This window comes from Microbacterium sp., assembly GCF_035277845.1.
Classification (GTDB): domain Bacteria; phylum Actinomycetota; class Actinomycetes; order Actinomycetales; family Microbacteriaceae; genus Microbacterium.
Map to the genome: position 1 here is coordinate 1 of NZ_DATEJS010000060.1, position 15,971 is coordinate 15,971.

Sequence of the window (15,971 nt, forward strand, 5' to 3'; positions counted from 1 at the left end):
GATCAGCCGGCATCCGGTGACGACATCCGTGCACGAGGGGGTCGACACGGTGCGGCACGTCGCGCTCGGCCAGGCCGCAGACCTCGTCATCGTCGCGCCCGCGACCGCCAACACCCTGGCCCGCATGGCGGCCGGGATCGCCGACGATCTGCTCGGCACCACGCTGCTCGCGACCTCCGCCCCCGTCGTCGTCGCACCGGCGATGCACACCGAGATGTGGCTGCATCCCTCGACCCAGGCGAACCTCGCGACCCTGCGCGCCCGCGGCGTGCACCTCGTCGGCCCGGAGAGCGGGCAGCTCACCGGGTCCGACAGCGGTCCGGGGCGGATGACCGAGCCCGACGACATCCTCGCGTTCGCGTTCGGAGTCGTCCGGCCGGCCGACCTCGCCGGGCTGCGCATCGCTGTCACGGCGGGCGGCACGCGCGAGCCGATCGACCCGGTGCGCTTCCTCGGCAACCGCTCGAGCGGCAGGCAGGGCGTGGCCCTCGCCCGCACGGCCGCCGATCGCGGCGCCGAGGTCACGCTCATCGCAGCGCACATCGAACAGGCGATCCGGGCGGATGCCGCGCACCCGCGGATCGCCGTGGTGCCGGTGGGCACGGCCGCGGAGCTGGGCTCCGCGGTGCGGGATGCCGCCGCCGCGGCGGACGTCGTCGTGATGGCCGCAGCGGTCGCGGACTACCGGCCGGCATCCGCGGCCGAGCGCAAGCTCACCAAGGAGGACGGCCGCCTCTCCGCGATCGAGCTCGTCGAGAACGACGACATCGTCGCGGGTCTCGTGCGCGACCGCCGCGACGGCCAGACGATCGTCGGCTTCGCGGCCGAGACCGCGGAGGATGCCGACGACCTGCGCGAGCGCGGCATCCGCAAGCGCCGCCGCAAGGGCGTCGACCTGCTCGCGGTGAACGACGTCAACGAGGGCCACGGGTTCGAGCAGCCCGACAACGCCCTGCTGATCATCGACGCCCGTGACGAGGTCGTCGCCGAGGCGGCGGGATCGAAGCGCGCGGTCGCCGATGCCCTCTGGGACGCCGTGCTCGCCGCCCGCGCGTAGCGCGCCCCAGTCCCGGCGCCCCGATGCACCCCGCGCCGCGAACCCTCACCCGAAGTCGCGAACCCTCACCGGAACAAGGCCGGAGGGCATGATCCGGTGAGGGTTCGCGTATCTCGGTGAGGGTTCGCGCCTGGCGGTGTCGCGGCCGGCGGTGTCGCGGCCGGCGGTGGGGCGGCCGGCGGTGGGCCGCCGGGCGGGCGACTACAGGGACAGGCCGTGGCCGAAGCGGAAGAGCGGATCCTCGGTGTCGAAGGGAACGTCGGGGCGGGATGCCTCGACCGCAGCCATCGAGCGCGGCACGTCGAACGGCAGCCTGCCGGTCGCGGGCACGGTGCCGGACAGCACGTCCAGCAGGGCCTGCGCGCTCGACCCCCAGTTCGCGACGACCGCGTTCGCCACCGTGACCACCGGCTCCAGGATCGCCGGGCGGTCCAGGAACACGTCGACGACCGTCGGCACCACGGCCGCGACGTCGGCGATGTGCGCGATCGTGGCGGCGTCGAAGTCGAGCGAGCCGGCGTGGAAGAAGTTCTCGAACATCGAGGAGCGCTGCTCGTAGGGCGCCTGGATCCGCAGGATCGCGACATCCGCCTCGGCGGGCGAGGCGACGACCTCGCCGTACGCGGCGGCGGCATCCGCGGCGATCCCCTCGACGTAGAGCTTCGCGCCCCGGGCGAAGGGGAGCGCGCCGTGGTTGGACAGCACCGTGACGGATGCCTGCTGGGCGGCGAAGCCCGCGGCCCGGAACTCCGCCGAGCCGACGAGCGCGTCGGCGGCCGCGGCATCCACGTACGGGTCCTCGAACAGGCCCAGCTCGAACTTCTCGCGCAGCAGGCGCCGGGCCGAGGCATCCAGCCGCTCCTCGGTGACCGCACCGGAGCGCACCAGGTCGATCAGCATCTGCGGCTCCTGCTCGCCGCCGAACTGGTCGGCGCCGGCATCCAGGATCTTCACCATGCGCTCGGCCGGGGTCAGGTGCTCGACGCCCCACGCGCGGGCGGAGAAGTCCGTGCCCATGATCGGCTGGTCGGTGACCAGGCCCCAGTCGGTGCACACGATGCCGTCGAATCCGAAGCGCTCGCGCAGCAGCCCGGTGAGCACGCCCTTGTTGAAGCCGAAGCCGACCTCTTCGTACTCGGTGCCCACCGGCATCCCGTAGTACGGCATGATCTGGCGACCGCCGGCGGCGAAGACCGCCTCGAAGGGCTTGAGGTGGTGCTCGAAATTGTCACCGGGGTACACCTGCTCGCGGCCGTAGTCGAAGTGCGGGTCCTCGCCGTCCTTCTGCGGGCCACCGCCGGGGAAGTGCTTCGTCATGGTCGACACGGAACCCGCCCCGAACGACGCCCCCTGGAACCCGCGCACGTACGCCGAGCCGAGTTCGCCGGAGAGCTCCGCGTCCTCACCGAACGTCTGCAGCTGGCGGGCCCACCGCGACTCGGTCGCGAGGTCGACCTGCGGGTGCAGGGCGACGCGGATGCCGACGGCGGTGTACTCCTGGCGGGCGATGTCGCCGAAGCGCTCGACGAGCCCGGCGTCCCGCGTGGCGGCGAGGCCGAGCGGCTCCGGCCACTGCGAGAAGGGGCCGGAGAGGATCGAGGCGCCCGGATTCTCGCTGAAGGAGTGCCGCGGGTCGGTGGAGATGGTCACCGGGATGCCGAGCCGGGTGGAGGTCGCGAGCTCCTGCAGCTTGTTGTACCAGCCGGCGATCTCCCCGGCGGTGGGCGCGGCGCCGAGCAGGTTGAAGTGCGACATGTGCAGGTCGACGACGTGGTGCCGGTTCGACGGGATGCCGAACGCCTCGCTGCCCTCGGAGAGCTCGCCGCCCTCGCCCATGGCGATCATGGTGTGGAAGAACAGACCCGCCTTCTCTTCGAGGGTCATCTCGCCGAGCAGCAGCTCGACGCGCTCGGAGGTGGGGAGATCGGGGTTCAGCCAGGGGCGTGCGGCGTCGTTGCTCATGACCCCATGATAAACCGAACGCCGCTCGGTTTTCTAGGGAGAGGCCGCCTCAGCCTCTCGGATCACCGCGAGCACGGCATCCCCGTAGGACTCGCGCTTCTTCGCACCGATGCCGCTGATGCCGTCGAGGTCGGCGGCGCCGGCCGGGCGCAGCTGCGCGAGCGCGCGGAGCGTGGCGTCGTTGAACACCACGTACGCGGGCACCCCCTGCTCCCGCGCCCGTTCGCCCCGCCAGGCGCGCAGCGCCTCGAACAGCGCGCGGTCGCCCTCGGCCACCTGCTCGGCGACGCTCGACTTGCGCACGCGGCCCACGCCCCCGCCGCGCCCGAGCACGTCGCGGCGCAGCGGCACCGCCGTCTCGCCGCGCAGCACCCCGCCGCTCGTCTCGCTGAGTCCGAGCACGCCGTACTCGCCCTGCGACACGAGCAGGCCGCGGGCCAGCAGCTGCCGCACCACGCTGCGCCAGTCCTGCTCGCCGAGGTCCCCGCCGATCCCGAACGTCGCGAGCTTGTCGTGCCCCTGCTGGCGCATGCGCTGCGTGTCGCTGCCACGCAGGATGTCGATGAGATGCCCGGCCCCGAACGACTGCCCCCGTTCGCGCTGCAGGCGAACGATGGTGGACAGCAGCTTCTGCGCCGGCACCAGCCCGTCCCACGTCTCGGGCGGCGTGAGGCAGGTGTCGCAGTTGCCGCATGCGCCGGAGGCCTCGCCGAAGTACCCGAGCAGGTTCTGCCGGCGGCACGCGACGGTCTCGCAGAGCGCGAGCATGGCGTCGAGGTGCTGCTGCTGACGCTGCTTGAACGCGCGGTCGCCCTCGCCGGCGTCGATGAACCGGCGCTGCTGCACGACGTCGCCGAGCCCGTACGCCATCCAGGCGATGGACGCCTCGCCGTCGCGGCCGGCGCGGCCGGTCTCCTGGTAGTACCCCTCGACCGACTTCGGCAGGTCGATGTGCGCGACGAACCGCACGTCGGGCTTGTCGATGCCCATGCCGAAGGCGATCGTGGCGACCATCACCACGCCGTCCTCCCGCAGGAACCGGGACTGGTTGGCGGCGCGCACGTCGGCGGGCAGACCCGCGTGGTAGGGCAGCGCGTCGACGCCCTGGCCGCACAGGTACTCCGCGGTCTGCTCGACCGTCTTGCGGCTGAGGCCGTAGACGATGCCGGTGGCGCCCTCGGGCATCGAGCGGATGAACGACACCAGTTGCCGGCGCGGGTCGGTCTTGGGCTCGATGCGGTACTGGATGTTCGGCCGGTCGAAGCTCGCGACGAAGTGCCGCGCGTCCGGCAGGTTCAGGCGCTCGGCGATCTCGCGGTGCGTGGCCTCGGTCGCGGTCGCCGTGAGCGCCATCCGCGGGACACCCGGGAAGTCGTCGGCGAGCGCGCCCAGCTGCAGGTAGTCGGGGCGGAAGTCGTGGCCCCACTGCGACACGCAGTGGGCCTCGTCGATCGCGATGACGCTCAGCCGGCCGCGCTGCAGCAGCTGTTTGGTCTGGGCGAGGTTGAGCCGCTCGGGGGCGACGTAGACGAGGTCGAGTTCTCCGGCGAGATACGCTCGCTCGACCTCCTGCCGTTCGTGCGGCAGCTGCGTCGAGTTGAGGTATGCCGCACGCACGCCGTTGGCGATGAGCGCGTCGACCTGGTCGTGCATGAGCGCGATGAGGGGGCTGACGACGAGCCCGGTGCCCGGACGCACGAGGGCCGGCACCTGGTAGGTGATCGACTTGCCGCCGCCGGTCGGCATGAGCACGACGGCATCCCCGCCCGCGATCACGTGGTCGACGATGGCCTGCTGGTCGCCGCGGAAGGCGTCGTATCCGAACACCTCTCGCAGGCAGCTGGACGCATCCGAGAACCGGGTCGCGATGGCGGTGTCGTTCACCCCGACCACGCTACCCGGGGCATCCGACAGCCGCCCCTCCCGCCACCTTCCTGTGGACGGATCGGCCGTGTCCACAACCGACCTGCTCGTAGGCTCGTGGCATGGCTGAAGAGCAGATCACCGTCACCCGAGCCGCGCGCCGGTACGAGGTGCACGTGGACGACCGGCTGGCCGGATTCACCCTGTTCCACCCCGACGAGCGGGGCCGGCTGGTGTTCCCGCACACCGTGATCGATCCGGCGTTCGGCGGCCGCGGACTCGGCCGGGTGCTGGTGGCGCGGGCGATGGCGGATGTGGCATCCCGCGGCGAGACCGTCGTACCGCTCTGCCCGTTCGTCGTGAAGTACCTGCGCGGAACGGACGTGCCGGGCCTGAAGGTCGACTGGCCCGAGGCCTGACCGGCCGCACGCGACTACAGCCGCACCACCTCGGTCACCCGCACCACCGCGGTGCCGGCCTCGTCGGATGCCGCCAGGTCCACGACGCCCCGGATGCGCCAGTCGTGGTCACCGGCCGGATCGTCGATCGTCTGCTCCACCGGCCAGGTGCCGGATGCCGCGCCCGACTCGTCGATCCGCACCAGGGCGGTCGAGCGGGCCGGCCCGCCGGTGAGGATCTCGTCGTGCTCGTCGTAGTACGCATCCAGCGCCTCCGGCCAGCCGGCATCCGGATCGAGCTCGACCAGCTCGTCGTCGCGCTGCAGCGCCGCCAGCTGCACGCGGCGGAACAACTCGTTGCGCACCAGCACGGTGAACGCGCGGCGATTGGTGAGCACCGACGCCGGCGCCGGCGGGACCACGGGCGCATCCGGGTCCACCGCGGGGTTGATGAGCGACTCCCACTCGTCGACGAGACTCGAGTCCACCTGCCGCACCATCTCGCCCAGCCACTCGATCACGTCGAGGAGTTCCGGCGTGCGCGCGTCGGCGGGCACGGTCTGGCGGATCGCCCGGTAGGCATCGGACAGGTACCGCAGCACCAGTCCCTCGCTGCGGGCGAGCTGGTACAGCGAGATGAGCTCGGCGAACGACAGCGCCTGCTCGAACATGTCGCGCACCACGGATTTCGGGTGCAGCGCGAAGTCGAGCACCCACGGCTGGCTCGACGCGAACACCTCGTACGACTGGGTGAGCAGCTCGTCGAGCGGTTTCGGGTAGGTGATCTCCTCGAGCGCCTCCATGCGCTCGTCGTAGTCGAGCCCATCGCGCTTCATCGCGGCCACCGCCTCGCCGCGCGCGCGGAACTCCTGTTGCGACAGCACCGGGCGCGGGTCGTCGAGGGTCGCTTCGATGACGCTCACGACATCGAGGGCGTAGTGCCCGGTGCCCGCGGAGCCGGGCGCGCGTTCGCCGGGCTCCCGCGTCTCCACCGACGGGTCGAGCAGGTCGATCGCGGCGAGCGCAAACGGCGACAGCGGCTGGTTGAGGGCGAAGTTGGGTTGCAGCTCGACGGTGAGACGGATGCCGTCCCCGTCCCAGACGACCACCTCGGCGACCACCAGCGTGCGGAAGATCGCGATCGCCCGCCGTGCCAGTTCGTACCGCCGCGCCTGCGGCTCGTGGTTGTCGAACACCAGCGACCGGACGTTGCCGAGCACGTCGCCGCCGCGCGCGATGACATTGATGAGCATCGCCGCGGTCAGCTGCAGCTGCGGAGTCAGCGGCTCGGGCTCGGCCGCGATCAGCCGCTCGTACGAGGTCTCGGTCCAGTTGACGAACCCCTGCGGCGCCTTCTTGCGGGTGAGCTTCTTCAGCTTCTTCGGGTCGTCGCCCGCCTTCGCGATCGCGGCCGCGTTCTCGACCTCGTGCTCGGGCGCCATCACCACGACGTCCCCCGCGGTGTCGAAGCCCGCCCGGCCCGCACGGCCCGCGATCTGGTGGAACTCACGGGCCGTGAGCTGTCGCATCCGCTGCCCGTCGAACTTGGTGAGCGCGGTGAGCAGCACCGTGCGGATCGGCACGTTGATGCCGACGCCGAGGGTGTCGGTGCCGCAGATCACCCGCAGCAGGCCGCGCTGCGCGAGGGTCTCGACGAGGCGCCGGTAGCGCGGCAGCATCCCGGCGTGGTGCACCCCGATGCCCGCCCGCACGTACCGCGAGAGGGTGCGGCCGAACGCGGTCGTGAACCGGAACCCGCCGATCGCGTCGGCGATGGCGTCCCGCTGCTCGCGGCCGACGATCCGGATGCTGGAGAGCGCCTGCGCCCGCTCCATCGCCGCCGCCTGCGAGAAGTGCACGATGTAGATCGGCGACCGCCCCGTGTGCAGCAGCTCCTCGACGGTCTCATGGATCGGCGTGCGCACGTACTCGAAATGCAGCGGCACCGGCCGCTCGACGCCGGTGATCCGCGCGACGGCGAGCCCGGTGCGGCGGGTGAGGTCGTCCGCGATGGCGGACACGTCACCGAGGGTCGCGGACATCAGCACGAATTGGGTGTGCGGCAGCAGCAGCAGCGGGACCTGCCAGGCCCATCCGCGGTCGGGATCGCCGTAGTAGTGGAACTCGTCCATCACCACCTGCGCGACATCCGCCTGGGCGCCCTGACGCAGAGCGAGGTTGGCGAGGATCTCCGCCGTGCAGCACACGATCGGGGCATCCGCATTGACCGACGAGTCGCCGGTGACCATGCCCACCTTCTCGGCGCCGAAGATGTCGACGAGCGCGAAGAACTTCTCGCTGACGAGGGCCTTGATCGGGGCGGTGTAGTACGTGCGGCCGCCGCGGGCGAGGGATGCCGCGTGCGCGGCGATCGCGACGAGCGACTTCCCGGTGCCGGTGGGGGTGGAGAGGATGACGTGCGCGCCGGTGACGAGCTCCATCACCGCCTCGTCCTGCGCCGGGTAGAGCGTGATGCCCTGGTCTTCGGCCCACGCGACGAAGCCGAGGTAGACGTCGTCGGGGTCGGCGCCGCGCGGGACGGCATCCAGCAGTGAGACGGGCATCATTCGAGTCTGCCAGCCCTGCGCGCACGCCGTCGGCGTAGCCTGACGGGATGACCCGTCTGGATGTCACCGCCGAGCCTGCCGCCGTCGAGTCCGCAGCCGAGTGCGACGGCCCGCGCACCGTGCTGATGGAGGCGCGGCAGGTGCCGCTCGGCGGCCTGCGGGCGATGGACGTGCGCCGGTCGCTGCCGCAGCGCGACCTGCCGCTCATCGGGGCGTGGTGCTTCCTGGATCGCTTCGGCCCGCAGGAGACCGTGATGCGGGTCGACCCGCACCCGCACATCGGGCTGCAGACGGTGACCTGGCCGTTCGTCGGGGAGGTGCGCCACCGCGACACCCTGGACAACGACGTGCTGATCAGCCGCGGTCAGCTGAACCTCATGACCGCCGGAAACGGCATCGCACATTCCGAGTACTCGACCGGAGACGGCCCGATCCCGCTCGACGCCCTGCAGCTGTGGGTGGCCCTGCCGGAGTCGCGGCGGCACGGCGTGCCGGCATTCGAGCAGCACACCGCCCTGCCGACCGTCGACTTCGCGGGCGGCGGCACGGCGACGGTGGTGCTCGGCGAGTTCGCCGGGGTGGCATCCCCCGCATCGGCCTACACGCCGATCGTCGGAGCCGAGCTGAACCTGCCCGCCGGCGAGGCGGTGCTGCTGCCGCTGCGCCCGGAGTGGGAGCACGGCGTGGTCGGCGTCTTCGGCGACGTGACGGTCGCCGGCACCCGCGTCGCCCCGGACCAGCTGCTGTACCTGGGCATCCACCGGGACGGCGTGCTGGTGGAGGCCGAGACGGATGCCACGATCTTCCTGCTCGGCGGCGAGCCGTTCGAGGACGACATCGTCATGTGGTGGAACTTCGTCGGGCGCACGCACGAGGAAGTCGTCGAGGCCCGCGAGGCGTGGGAGGCCCGGGATGCCCGTTTCGGCGACGTGCCCGGGCACGATACGCGCATCCCCGCCCCGGAGATGCCGCACGTGCGCCTCGCCCGCCGTCGGCGCCGCATCTGACTTCGGAGTCCGGAGCATCCGGACCGGCGTCGCCTACTTCGCGAGCTGGCGACCCACGATCTCGCGCATGATCTCGTTGGTGCCGCCGTAGATGCGGTGCACGCGGGCGTCGAGGAACGCGCGGGCGATCGGGTACTCGGTGATGTAGCCGTAGCCGCCGTGCAGCTGCACGCAGGTGTCGACGACCTCCCACTCGCGCTCGGTGGCCCAGAACTTCACCTTCGCGGCCTCTTCGGCCGAGAGCTTGCCGTCCTTGTACGCGAGCAGCGCCCTGTCGACGTACGCCCACGTGGCGTCGACGGTCGCGGCGACGTCGGCGAGCTGGAAGCGGGTGTTCTGGAAGTCGATGATCCGCTCGCCGAACGCCTGGCGGTCCTTCGTGTACGCCAGCGTCCACTCCAGTGCGGCCTGTGCGGCCGCCGCCCCGGCGACACCGATCGAGAGGCGCTCGAGCGGCAGGTTCATCATGAGCTGGACGAACCCCTTGCCCTCGGTGCCGCCGATGAGGTTCTCGCGGGGCACGAAGACGTCGGCGAACGAGAGCTCCGCGGTGTCGTGGCCGTGGAAGCCCATCTTGCTGAGCTTCTTGCCGTGGTCGAACCCGGGCATGCCGTTCTCGATGATCAGCAGGCTGAAGGCATCCGGCCGGTCGCCCTCACCGGTCTTGACGAACGTGACCAGCATGTCGGCGGTCTTGCCGCTGGAGATGAAGGTCTTCGCGCCGTTGACGAGGTACCCGCCCTCGACCTTCTTGGCTGTGGTCTTGATGCCGCGCAGGTCGCTGCCGGCGCCCGGCTCGGTCATGGCGAGCGCACCGATGACCTCCCCGGTGGCCATCTTCGGCAGCCACTTCGCCTTCTGCTCGTCGGTGCCCATGTGCACCAGGTACGGCACGGCGAGGTCGTCCTGGATGCCGAGCGCCCCTGCCAGCGATCCGGCTCCCGCGCGGATGACCTCTTCGCTGACGATGGTGCGGAAGCGGTAGTCCTGCAGCATCCCGGCGCCGCCGAACTCCTCCGGCACGGACAGTCCGATGAGTCCCGCCTCCCCGGCGGCCATCATGGTGGCGCGGTCGATCTCGCCCTCGGCGTCCCAGCGGGCGATCGCCTCGTTCGTGACGTGCCGCTTGATGAACTCCTGGACGACCTCGCGGAAAGCCTCGTGGTCCTCGTCGAAGATGTCGCGCTCCATGCCGGATATTCCTCTCGCCGTCGAGCTGGTGGGATCAAGTTCCACAGATCATGATACTCAGTCCCACGCCGTGCTCACGATGCCGGCGGTGCCGTCGACCCTCACCCGCTGCCCGGTGACGAGGACACGCGTGCCGGAGCCTGTGCCCATGACGGCGGGGATGCCGTTCTCGCGCGCGACGATCGCGGCGTGCGACCCGATGCCGCCGGTGTCCACGACCACGGCGGCCGCACGCTGGAAGAGTGGCGTCCACGCCGGATTGGTGTACGGGCAGACGAGGATCTCGCCTGAGCGCAGCGTGCCGAACTCGGAGAAGTCCCGGATCACGCGCACGGCTCCGGTCGCCTGCCCGGCGCATGCGGGCGTGCCGCTGACGAGCGCGTCGGATGCCGCGCCCCGGCGCCGCGGGAAGATCGCGGCGTGGTTGATCATGGGCACCGCGGCCAGCCGCTCGCGGGCGGCCGCGCGCACCCGCACCAGCCGCGCAAGGGCCTCGAGCTGCCCCGGCGGGGCGGTCTCGATGTCGGGCACGGCGGCCAGCTCCTCGAACCGCAGATGGAAGACGTCGAACGGCTCGGCGATGACGCCGCGGGCGACGAGCCGGGAGCCGAGCTCGATCAGCGCGCGTCGCAGGGCGGGTGCGAGCCGCGTGAACGCGGTGTGCGAGTCCTCGCGGAACGCGACCGCAGCCCGTGCCGCGTCCACGTGCCGCAGCACCCGGTCGCGTCGCCGCGGGTCGCGCAGGGCGGGCAGCGCCTCGAGCTCCGCGCGTGCCGCCGTCGCGACATCCGGCTCTCCGTCGCGCTCGTGGGCGGCGAGCGCGCTGATGAGGCCGATGACGATCTCGGGCCGGTCGGCCCAGGTCGGCGGAGAGATGAGCACGGGCGACGCCGTCTCGCGATACCCGAACTCGGCGAGGTACGCGTCGAATTCGGCGGCGAACGCGGCGCACGCCGGCTCGGTGCGAACGCGACCGAGCGCCACCGCGGCATCCGGCTCGCGCAGCACGTCCGCGAGCGCCGGATCGGCGCGCACCAGAGCGGCGAGCCGCTCCAGCCCGTCGTTGCCCGCCTGCGTATGGGTGGGAGCGCCCGCGATGAGCCCATCCATCAGCCGCCGGGCCCCGAGACGCGTGAGTTCGATCCTCAGTACCACGAGCGCCCGTCCCGCGCCCGGAAGGTAGGCGGTGCGCAGACTCGTGACGGTGTCGACGAGCCCCATGGCGCGCTCGGCGAGCTGCAGCAGCTCCCGCCAGCTCAGGGCGGCTGGATCCTGCGCGAGCAGGTCGGCCCGCGCCCGGACGAACGCGAGGTACCGCGGATCGTCGGTCCACTCCGCCGGGTCGTACCGCCGGATGCGATGCGCGACCCGCAGCGGGAGCCCCAGCACCCGCCAGGTGGGGCGCGGCCGAGGCGGGACGAACTGCACCACGATGCCGTCCTCCTCGGGCATGGTGGCATCCAGGTGGGCGTCGATGCCGAGCCCCCGGATGAAGTCGTCCATCATGCCGGCCGGGCCATGGGGCACCCAGGTGGTCATGTCGAGCGGATACGGCCGCACGCTGAGGTAGTCGCTGAGCACGCCTCCGATGAGGCGCCGCACGCGGCTCAGCCGCTGCGGGATCGGCAGCGCCGTCATCGGACGGGCCTGGAGGATGCTGAGCCGCCCGTCCGAGAACGCCCACTCCACGTCCTGCGGGGTGCCGAAGAGCGACTGGATGCGGGTGCCCTCCGCGGCCAGCTGTCGGAGCTCGCCATCCGACAGCAGGCGGTCGCGCGCGCGGTTCTCGGCGGTCGGATCGCGCGCCACCGAGCCGTCGGCGCCGCTGCGGAACACGACCTCGTTCTTGCCGACCGTGTACGACTCGGCGACTCCCGCCGTCGTCATGACGACGTGATCGGGGGTGACGAGGCCGGAGACCACGGCCTCGCCGAGCCCCTCGCTCGCGTCGATGACGATGCGGTCGCGGGCGCCGGACACCGGGTCGGCGGTGAACATCACGCCGGCCGCGTCCGCCGCAACCATGCGCTGCACCACGACCGCGATCGCCACCTCGGAGTCGTCGACGCGGAGCCGTGCCCGGTAGGCGACGGCGCGCTCGTTCCACAGCGATGCCCAGCAGGCGCGCACGGCGTCCAGCAGCGCATCCGCGCCGGTGACGCCGAGCAGGGTGTCCTGCTGGCCCGCGAACGCGGCACCGGGCAGGTCCTCCGCCGTCGCGCTGGAGCGCACCGCGACGGGGCCGCCCCCGAGCTCCTCGTAGGCCCGGATGATGTCGGCGGCGAGGCCCGCGGGCAGGGCGATCGAGCCGAGCGCCGCCCGCAGCGCGGCGTCGCCGGCATCCGGGGACAGGCCCGCGACGACCCGTCGGTAGGCGGCGGTCGTCACGACGAACCCGGGTGGAACGTCGATGCCGGCACGCACCAGCTCACCCAGGTTCGCGCCTTTCCCGCCGGCGACGGCGACGTCGGCGCGGCCGACCGCGGCGAGCGAGAGGACAGCGGGTGCGGCATCCATCTGGGCTCCTCATTCGCGCGACCGAAGGGTGGTCCGCCCACCGTACACCGTCATGAGATCCGATACAAGAGAAGATCGTGCTTGACTCAGTATCGTATTGATGTTCTACTGTCGGTATGCGTTGGAACGGACAGGAGCTGGGCACCGCAAACGCCGACGCGCTGCCCGGCCTCGAACACCTGAGCGGCCTGGTGCGCTCGGTGACCACCCCGGAGTTCGCCGGCATGACGTTCCACGAGGTGCTCGCCCGCAGTGCACTCAACCACGTGCCCCAGACATCGGCGATGCCGTTCGCCTGGACGGTGAACCCGTATCGGGGATGCAGCCATGCCTGCGCCTACTGCCTTTCGCCGGACACGATGGTGCTCGCGGCCGACGGACGTCACCGGCCGATCGGGTCTCTTATGCCGGGCGACGAGATCATCGGCACCGTCCGCGAGGGCCGCTATCGACGGTACGTCCGCACGCGCGTGCTCGCCCGATGGTCGACCCGGAAGCCCGCCTACCGCGTGACCCTGGCGGATGGCACGGAGCTGATCGCGAGCGGGGATCATCGGTTCCTGACTCAGCGCGGATGGAAGCACGTGACCGGTGCGATGTGCGGCACGGACCAGCGTCCGTATCTGACGACCAACGACCGCCTGCTCGGATTCGGGCACGTACCCGCCTCGCCTGACGAAGTCTCGGAACCCTTCCGCCGCGGGTACCTGACCGGGGTGATCGACGGCACTGCGGTCAAGAGCGTGGCCGACCTCCGCGTCGTGTCGATCGAACCGCTCGGAACGACGATCGACATGGTCGACATCACGACCGGCACCGGGGATTTCCTGGCGAACGGCGTCATCAGCCACAACTGCTTTGCCCGCGGAACGCACGAGTACCTCGACCTCGACGCGGGACACGACTTCGATTCGCAGATCGTGGTCAAGGTGAACGTCGCCGACGTGCTGCGGCGCGAGCTCAGCCGCGGCAGTTGGCAGCACGAGCATGTCGCGCTCGGCACCAACACCGATCCCTATCAGCGGGCCGAGGGCCGCTACCGGCTGATGCCCGGCATCATCTCCGCGCTCACCGACTCGGGCACGCCCTTCTCGATCCTCACGAAGGGCACCCTGCTGCGCCGGGACCTGCCGCTGCTGCAGGATGCGGCATCCTCGGTTGACGTCAGCCTCGCCATGTCGATCGCCGTATTCGACGAGGCGCTGCAGCATTCGATCGAGCCGGGCACGCCGACCGCGCACGCCCGCCTCGACACGGTGCGGGCCGCGACGGATGCCGGATTCGCGGTGACGGTGTTCCTGATGCCGATCCTCCCCCACCTCACCGACACGATCCCCGCGATCGACGACGCGCTCCGGCGCATCCGGGATGCCGGCGCCCGGCGGGTGATCTTCGGAGCTCTGCATCTGCGCCCCGGGGTCAAGCCGTGGTTCCAGCAGTGGCTGGCGCGGGAGCATCCGGAACTCGTGTCGTCCTATCGGGCGCTGTACCCCGGCGCCGCCGTGCAAGCCCCCAAGGCCTACCGGGCGTGGCTCGCGAAGCGGGTGCGCCCGCTCGTGCGGCGCTACGGGCTCGATGGACGGCTCGAGGAGGAGCAGCCCCGGTTCGGTCCGTCGCGACCGGGCCCGGTGATCCGCACCGGGCGTCCGCCCGCGGCGGATGCCGCGACTCGGCTGTTCTGATGCCGGCGCGTGAAACGACGGATGCCCCGCCCCGCGCTCGGCGGGTCGGGGCATCCGGGATCGGGACGACGGCTTACTCAGCCGGCGCGGTCTCCGTGAGCTCGGCGTCGCTCGATAGGCGGCCGGCGAGCTCCTCGATGACGTCGTCACCGGGGCGGGCCTCCTCGAACGGCGCTTCGATCTCGGCGCGGCCGAGCATCTCGGTCATGCGGCGACGGCGCTGGCGCGTGATGAGCGTCACGACGGTGCCCGAGCGGCCGGCGCGGCCGGTACGGCCGGAACGGTGCAGGTACGTCTTGTACTCGTCCGGCGCGTCGGCCTGGATCACCAGGTCGATGTCGTCGACGTGGATGCCGCGGGCCGCGACGTCGGTGGCGACGAGAACGTTGACGCGCCCGTCGGTGACGCGCTTCAGGTTGCGGGTGCGCTTGGCCTGGTTGAGGTCGCCGTGCAGGGCGACGGCGTTGATGCCGGCATCCTCGAACTGCTCGGCGAGCATCTCGGCGTAGGCGCGGGTGCGCGTGAACACGAGGGTCTTGCCGTCGCGGTCCACGAGACGCTCCACGACCTCGGCCTTGTCGCGGTGGTCGATGACCAGCACGCGGTGGTCGATGGTGCCCGAGTCCTGGTCCTCACCGGCGACCTCGTACACCGAGGGCTCGACGAGGAACTCGTCCACGAGCGCCGCGACCTCGCGGTCGAGGGTCGCCGAGAACAGCAGCTTCTGCGTCGGGGTCGAAAGCTCCGTGCCGACGAGACGCAGGATGCGCTGCATCGGCTCGAGGAAGCCGAGCTCGGACATGTGGTCAGCCTCGTCGAGCACCGCGATGCGGATCTCGGACAGGTCGAGCTTGCCCTGGTTGATGAGGTCCTCGATGCGGCCCGGGGTGCCGATGATGATGTCGACGCCCTTCTTCAGTGCACCCACCTGGCGCGCCTGCGGCACACCGCCGTAGATCTGCGTGGTGAACAGGCCCACGCTGCGCGCGATCGGCTGCACGGTGCGGTCGATCTGCAGGGCGAGCTCGCGCGTCGGGGCGAGGATGAGCGCGGTCGGCTTGCGGCCGAACTCGCGCGGCTTGCCGGCGCGAGCGCGCAGCAGCGACTCGACGAGCGGGGCTCCGAAGGCGATGGTCTTGCCGGAGCCGGTGCGGCCGCGGGCGAGCACGTCCTTGCCCTCGAGGATCGGGGTCACGGTCGCGGCCTGGATCGGGAACGGCGACGCGGCACCCATGTCGGCCAGCGCACGCACGATGTTGTCACCGAGGCCCAGGTCGGCGAAGGTCTGGTCGGCGACGGCCTCGGCGGCGATCGCCTCGGCCTGCAGCCGCTCGTGGACGACGTCGACGTGCTCTTCGTGCTGGGCCGGCTTCGCGGTCCAGTCGGAACGGCTCGGGCGCTCGGCGCGGTCGTCGCGACGCGGGCGGCCGCCGAAGTCGCGACGGGGACGGTCGTCGTACGAACGCTGCGGGCGGTCGTCCCGGTCCCGTCGCGGGCGGCCGTCGTACGAGCGCTGCGGACGGTCACCGTACTCGCGACGGGGACGGTCCTCGAACGAACGCTGCGGACGGTCACCGAAGTCCCGCGACCCACGGGTGTCGCGGGCGTGGGTGCGGATGCCGCGGGCCTCGTCGCGGCCGGCACGGTCGGATGCTGTCCAGCGGGCCTTCTTGGCGGGACCGTCGGACTCGGCCGGGCGGTACCCGCGGTGGTTCGGGCTGCGCGAG

General features: G+C 71.6%; 10 protein-coding genes. 4 read left to right on the forward strand and 6 right to left on the reverse strand.

The annotated features are described in order from the left end of the window. Nucleotides 1-1,057 (forward strand): bifunctional phosphopantothenoylcysteine decarboxylase/phosphopantothenate--cysteine ligase CoaBC (coaBC, locus tag VJR25_RS02465; protein WP_324112168.1); only part of this gene is annotated, 1,057 nt, incomplete at its 5' end. 201 nt (nt 1,058-1,258) lie between these two features. Here coaBC and VJR25_RS02470 read toward each other — a convergent pair. Both VJR25_RS02470 and recQ read right to left on the reverse strand, forming a co-directional pair. After that, complete coding sequence (locus VJR25_RS02470; RefSeq protein WP_324112171.1) at nt 1,259-3,019, reverse strand: glycoside hydrolase family 3 protein; 1,761 nt, start codon at nt 3,017-3,019, stop codon at nt 1,259-1,261. A gap of 33 nt (nt 3,020-3,052) precedes the next feature. Further along, complete coding sequence (gene recQ, locus VJR25_RS02475) at nt 3,053-4,903, reverse strand: DNA helicase RecQ (protein ID WP_324112173.1); 1,851 nt, start codon at nt 4,901-4,903, stop codon at nt 3,053-3,055. Between the two features lie 101 nt (nt 4,904-5,004). Here recQ and VJR25_RS02480 point away from each other — a divergent pair, with 101 nt between their 5' ends. Continuing rightward, nucleotides 5,005-5,301 (forward strand): GNAT family N-acetyltransferase, encoded by a 297-nt coding sequence (locus VJR25_RS02480; protein WP_324112175.1) that lies wholly within the window; start codon nt 5,005-5,007, stop codon nt 5,299-5,301. 14 nt (nt 5,302-5,315) lie between these two features. On the opposite strand, the gene VJR25_RS02485 is transcribed toward VJR25_RS02480, so the two are convergent. Next, entirely contained in the window at nt 5,316-7,844 is a 2,529-nt protein-coding gene (locus tag VJR25_RS02485) for a DEAD/DEAH box helicase (RefSeq protein WP_324112177.1), read from the reverse strand. Nucleotides 7,845-7,894: 50 nt separating this feature from the next. On the opposite strand from VJR25_RS02485, the gene VJR25_RS02490 reads away from it, so the two are divergent. After that, nucleotides 7,895-8,854 carry a pirin family protein gene (locus tag VJR25_RS02490; RefSeq protein WP_324112179.1) on the forward strand — a complete coding sequence of 320 codons (960 nt, stop codon included), beginning with the start codon at nt 7,895-7,897 and terminating at the stop codon, nt 8,852-8,854. Nucleotides 8,855-8,887: 33 nt separating this feature from the next. On the opposite strand, the gene VJR25_RS02495 is transcribed toward VJR25_RS02490, so the two are convergent. Together VJR25_RS02495 and VJR25_RS02500 are read right to left on the reverse strand one after the other, a co-directional pair. Next, nucleotides 8,888-10,045 carry an acyl-CoA dehydrogenase family protein gene (locus tag VJR25_RS02495; RefSeq protein ID WP_324112181.1) on the reverse strand — a complete coding sequence of 386 codons (1,158 nt, stop codon included), beginning with the start codon at nt 10,043-10,045 and terminating at the stop codon, nt 8,888-8,890. Nucleotides 10,046-10,102: 57 nt separating this feature from the next. After that, on the reverse strand, nt 10,103-12,562 hold the full coding sequence (locus VJR25_RS02500; RefSeq protein WP_324112183.1) for a PEP/pyruvate-binding domain-containing protein: 2,460 nt from the start codon (nt 12,560-12,562) through the stop codon (nt 10,103-10,105). A gap of 116 nt (nt 12,563-12,678) precedes the next feature. On the opposite strand from VJR25_RS02500, the gene VJR25_RS02505 reads away from it, so the two are divergent. Then, nucleotides 12,679-14,244, forward strand: a complete 1,566-nt coding sequence (locus VJR25_RS02505; protein WP_324112185.1) for an Rv2578c family radical SAM protein — start codon at nt 12,679-12,681, stop codon at nt 14,242-14,244. Nucleotides 14,245-14,317: 73 nt separating this feature from the next. Here VJR25_RS02505 and VJR25_RS02510 read toward each other — a convergent pair. After that, on the reverse strand, nt 14,318-15,971 hold a 1,654-nt coding region (locus VJR25_RS02510), incomplete at its 5' end, for a DEAD/DEAH box helicase (protein WP_324112187.1).

What these genes read in the sequence shown, in the direction of transcription:
- VJR25_RS02470 (WP_324112171.1), bottom strand. Translation starts at nt 3,019, where the DNA reads ATGAGCAACGACGCCGCACGCCCCTGGCTGAACCCCGATCTCCCCACC.
- VJR25_RS02480 (WP_324112175.1), top strand. Translation starts at nt 5,005, where the DNA reads ATGGCTGAAGAGCAGATCACCGTCACCCGAGCCGCGCGCCGGTACGAG.
- VJR25_RS02485 (WP_324112177.1), bottom strand. Translation starts at nt 7,844, where the DNA reads ATGCCCGTCTCACTGCTGGATGCCGTCCCGCGCGGCGCCGACCCCGAC.
- VJR25_RS02490 (WP_324112179.1), top strand. Translation starts at nt 7,895, where the DNA reads ATGACCCGTCTGGATGTCACCGCCGAGCCTGCCGCCGTCGAGTCCGCA.
- VJR25_RS02495 (WP_324112181.1), bottom strand. Translation starts at nt 10,045, where the DNA reads ATGGAGCGCGACATCTTCGACGAGGACCACGAGGCTTTCCGCGAGGTC.
- VJR25_RS02500 (WP_324112183.1), bottom strand. Translation starts at nt 12,562, where the DNA reads ATGGATGCCGCACCCGCTGTCCTCTCGCTCGCCGCGGTCGGCCGCGCC.
- VJR25_RS02505 (WP_324112185.1), top strand. Translation starts at nt 12,679, where the DNA reads ATGCGTTGGAACGGACAGGAGCTGGGCACCGCAAACGCCGACGCGCTG.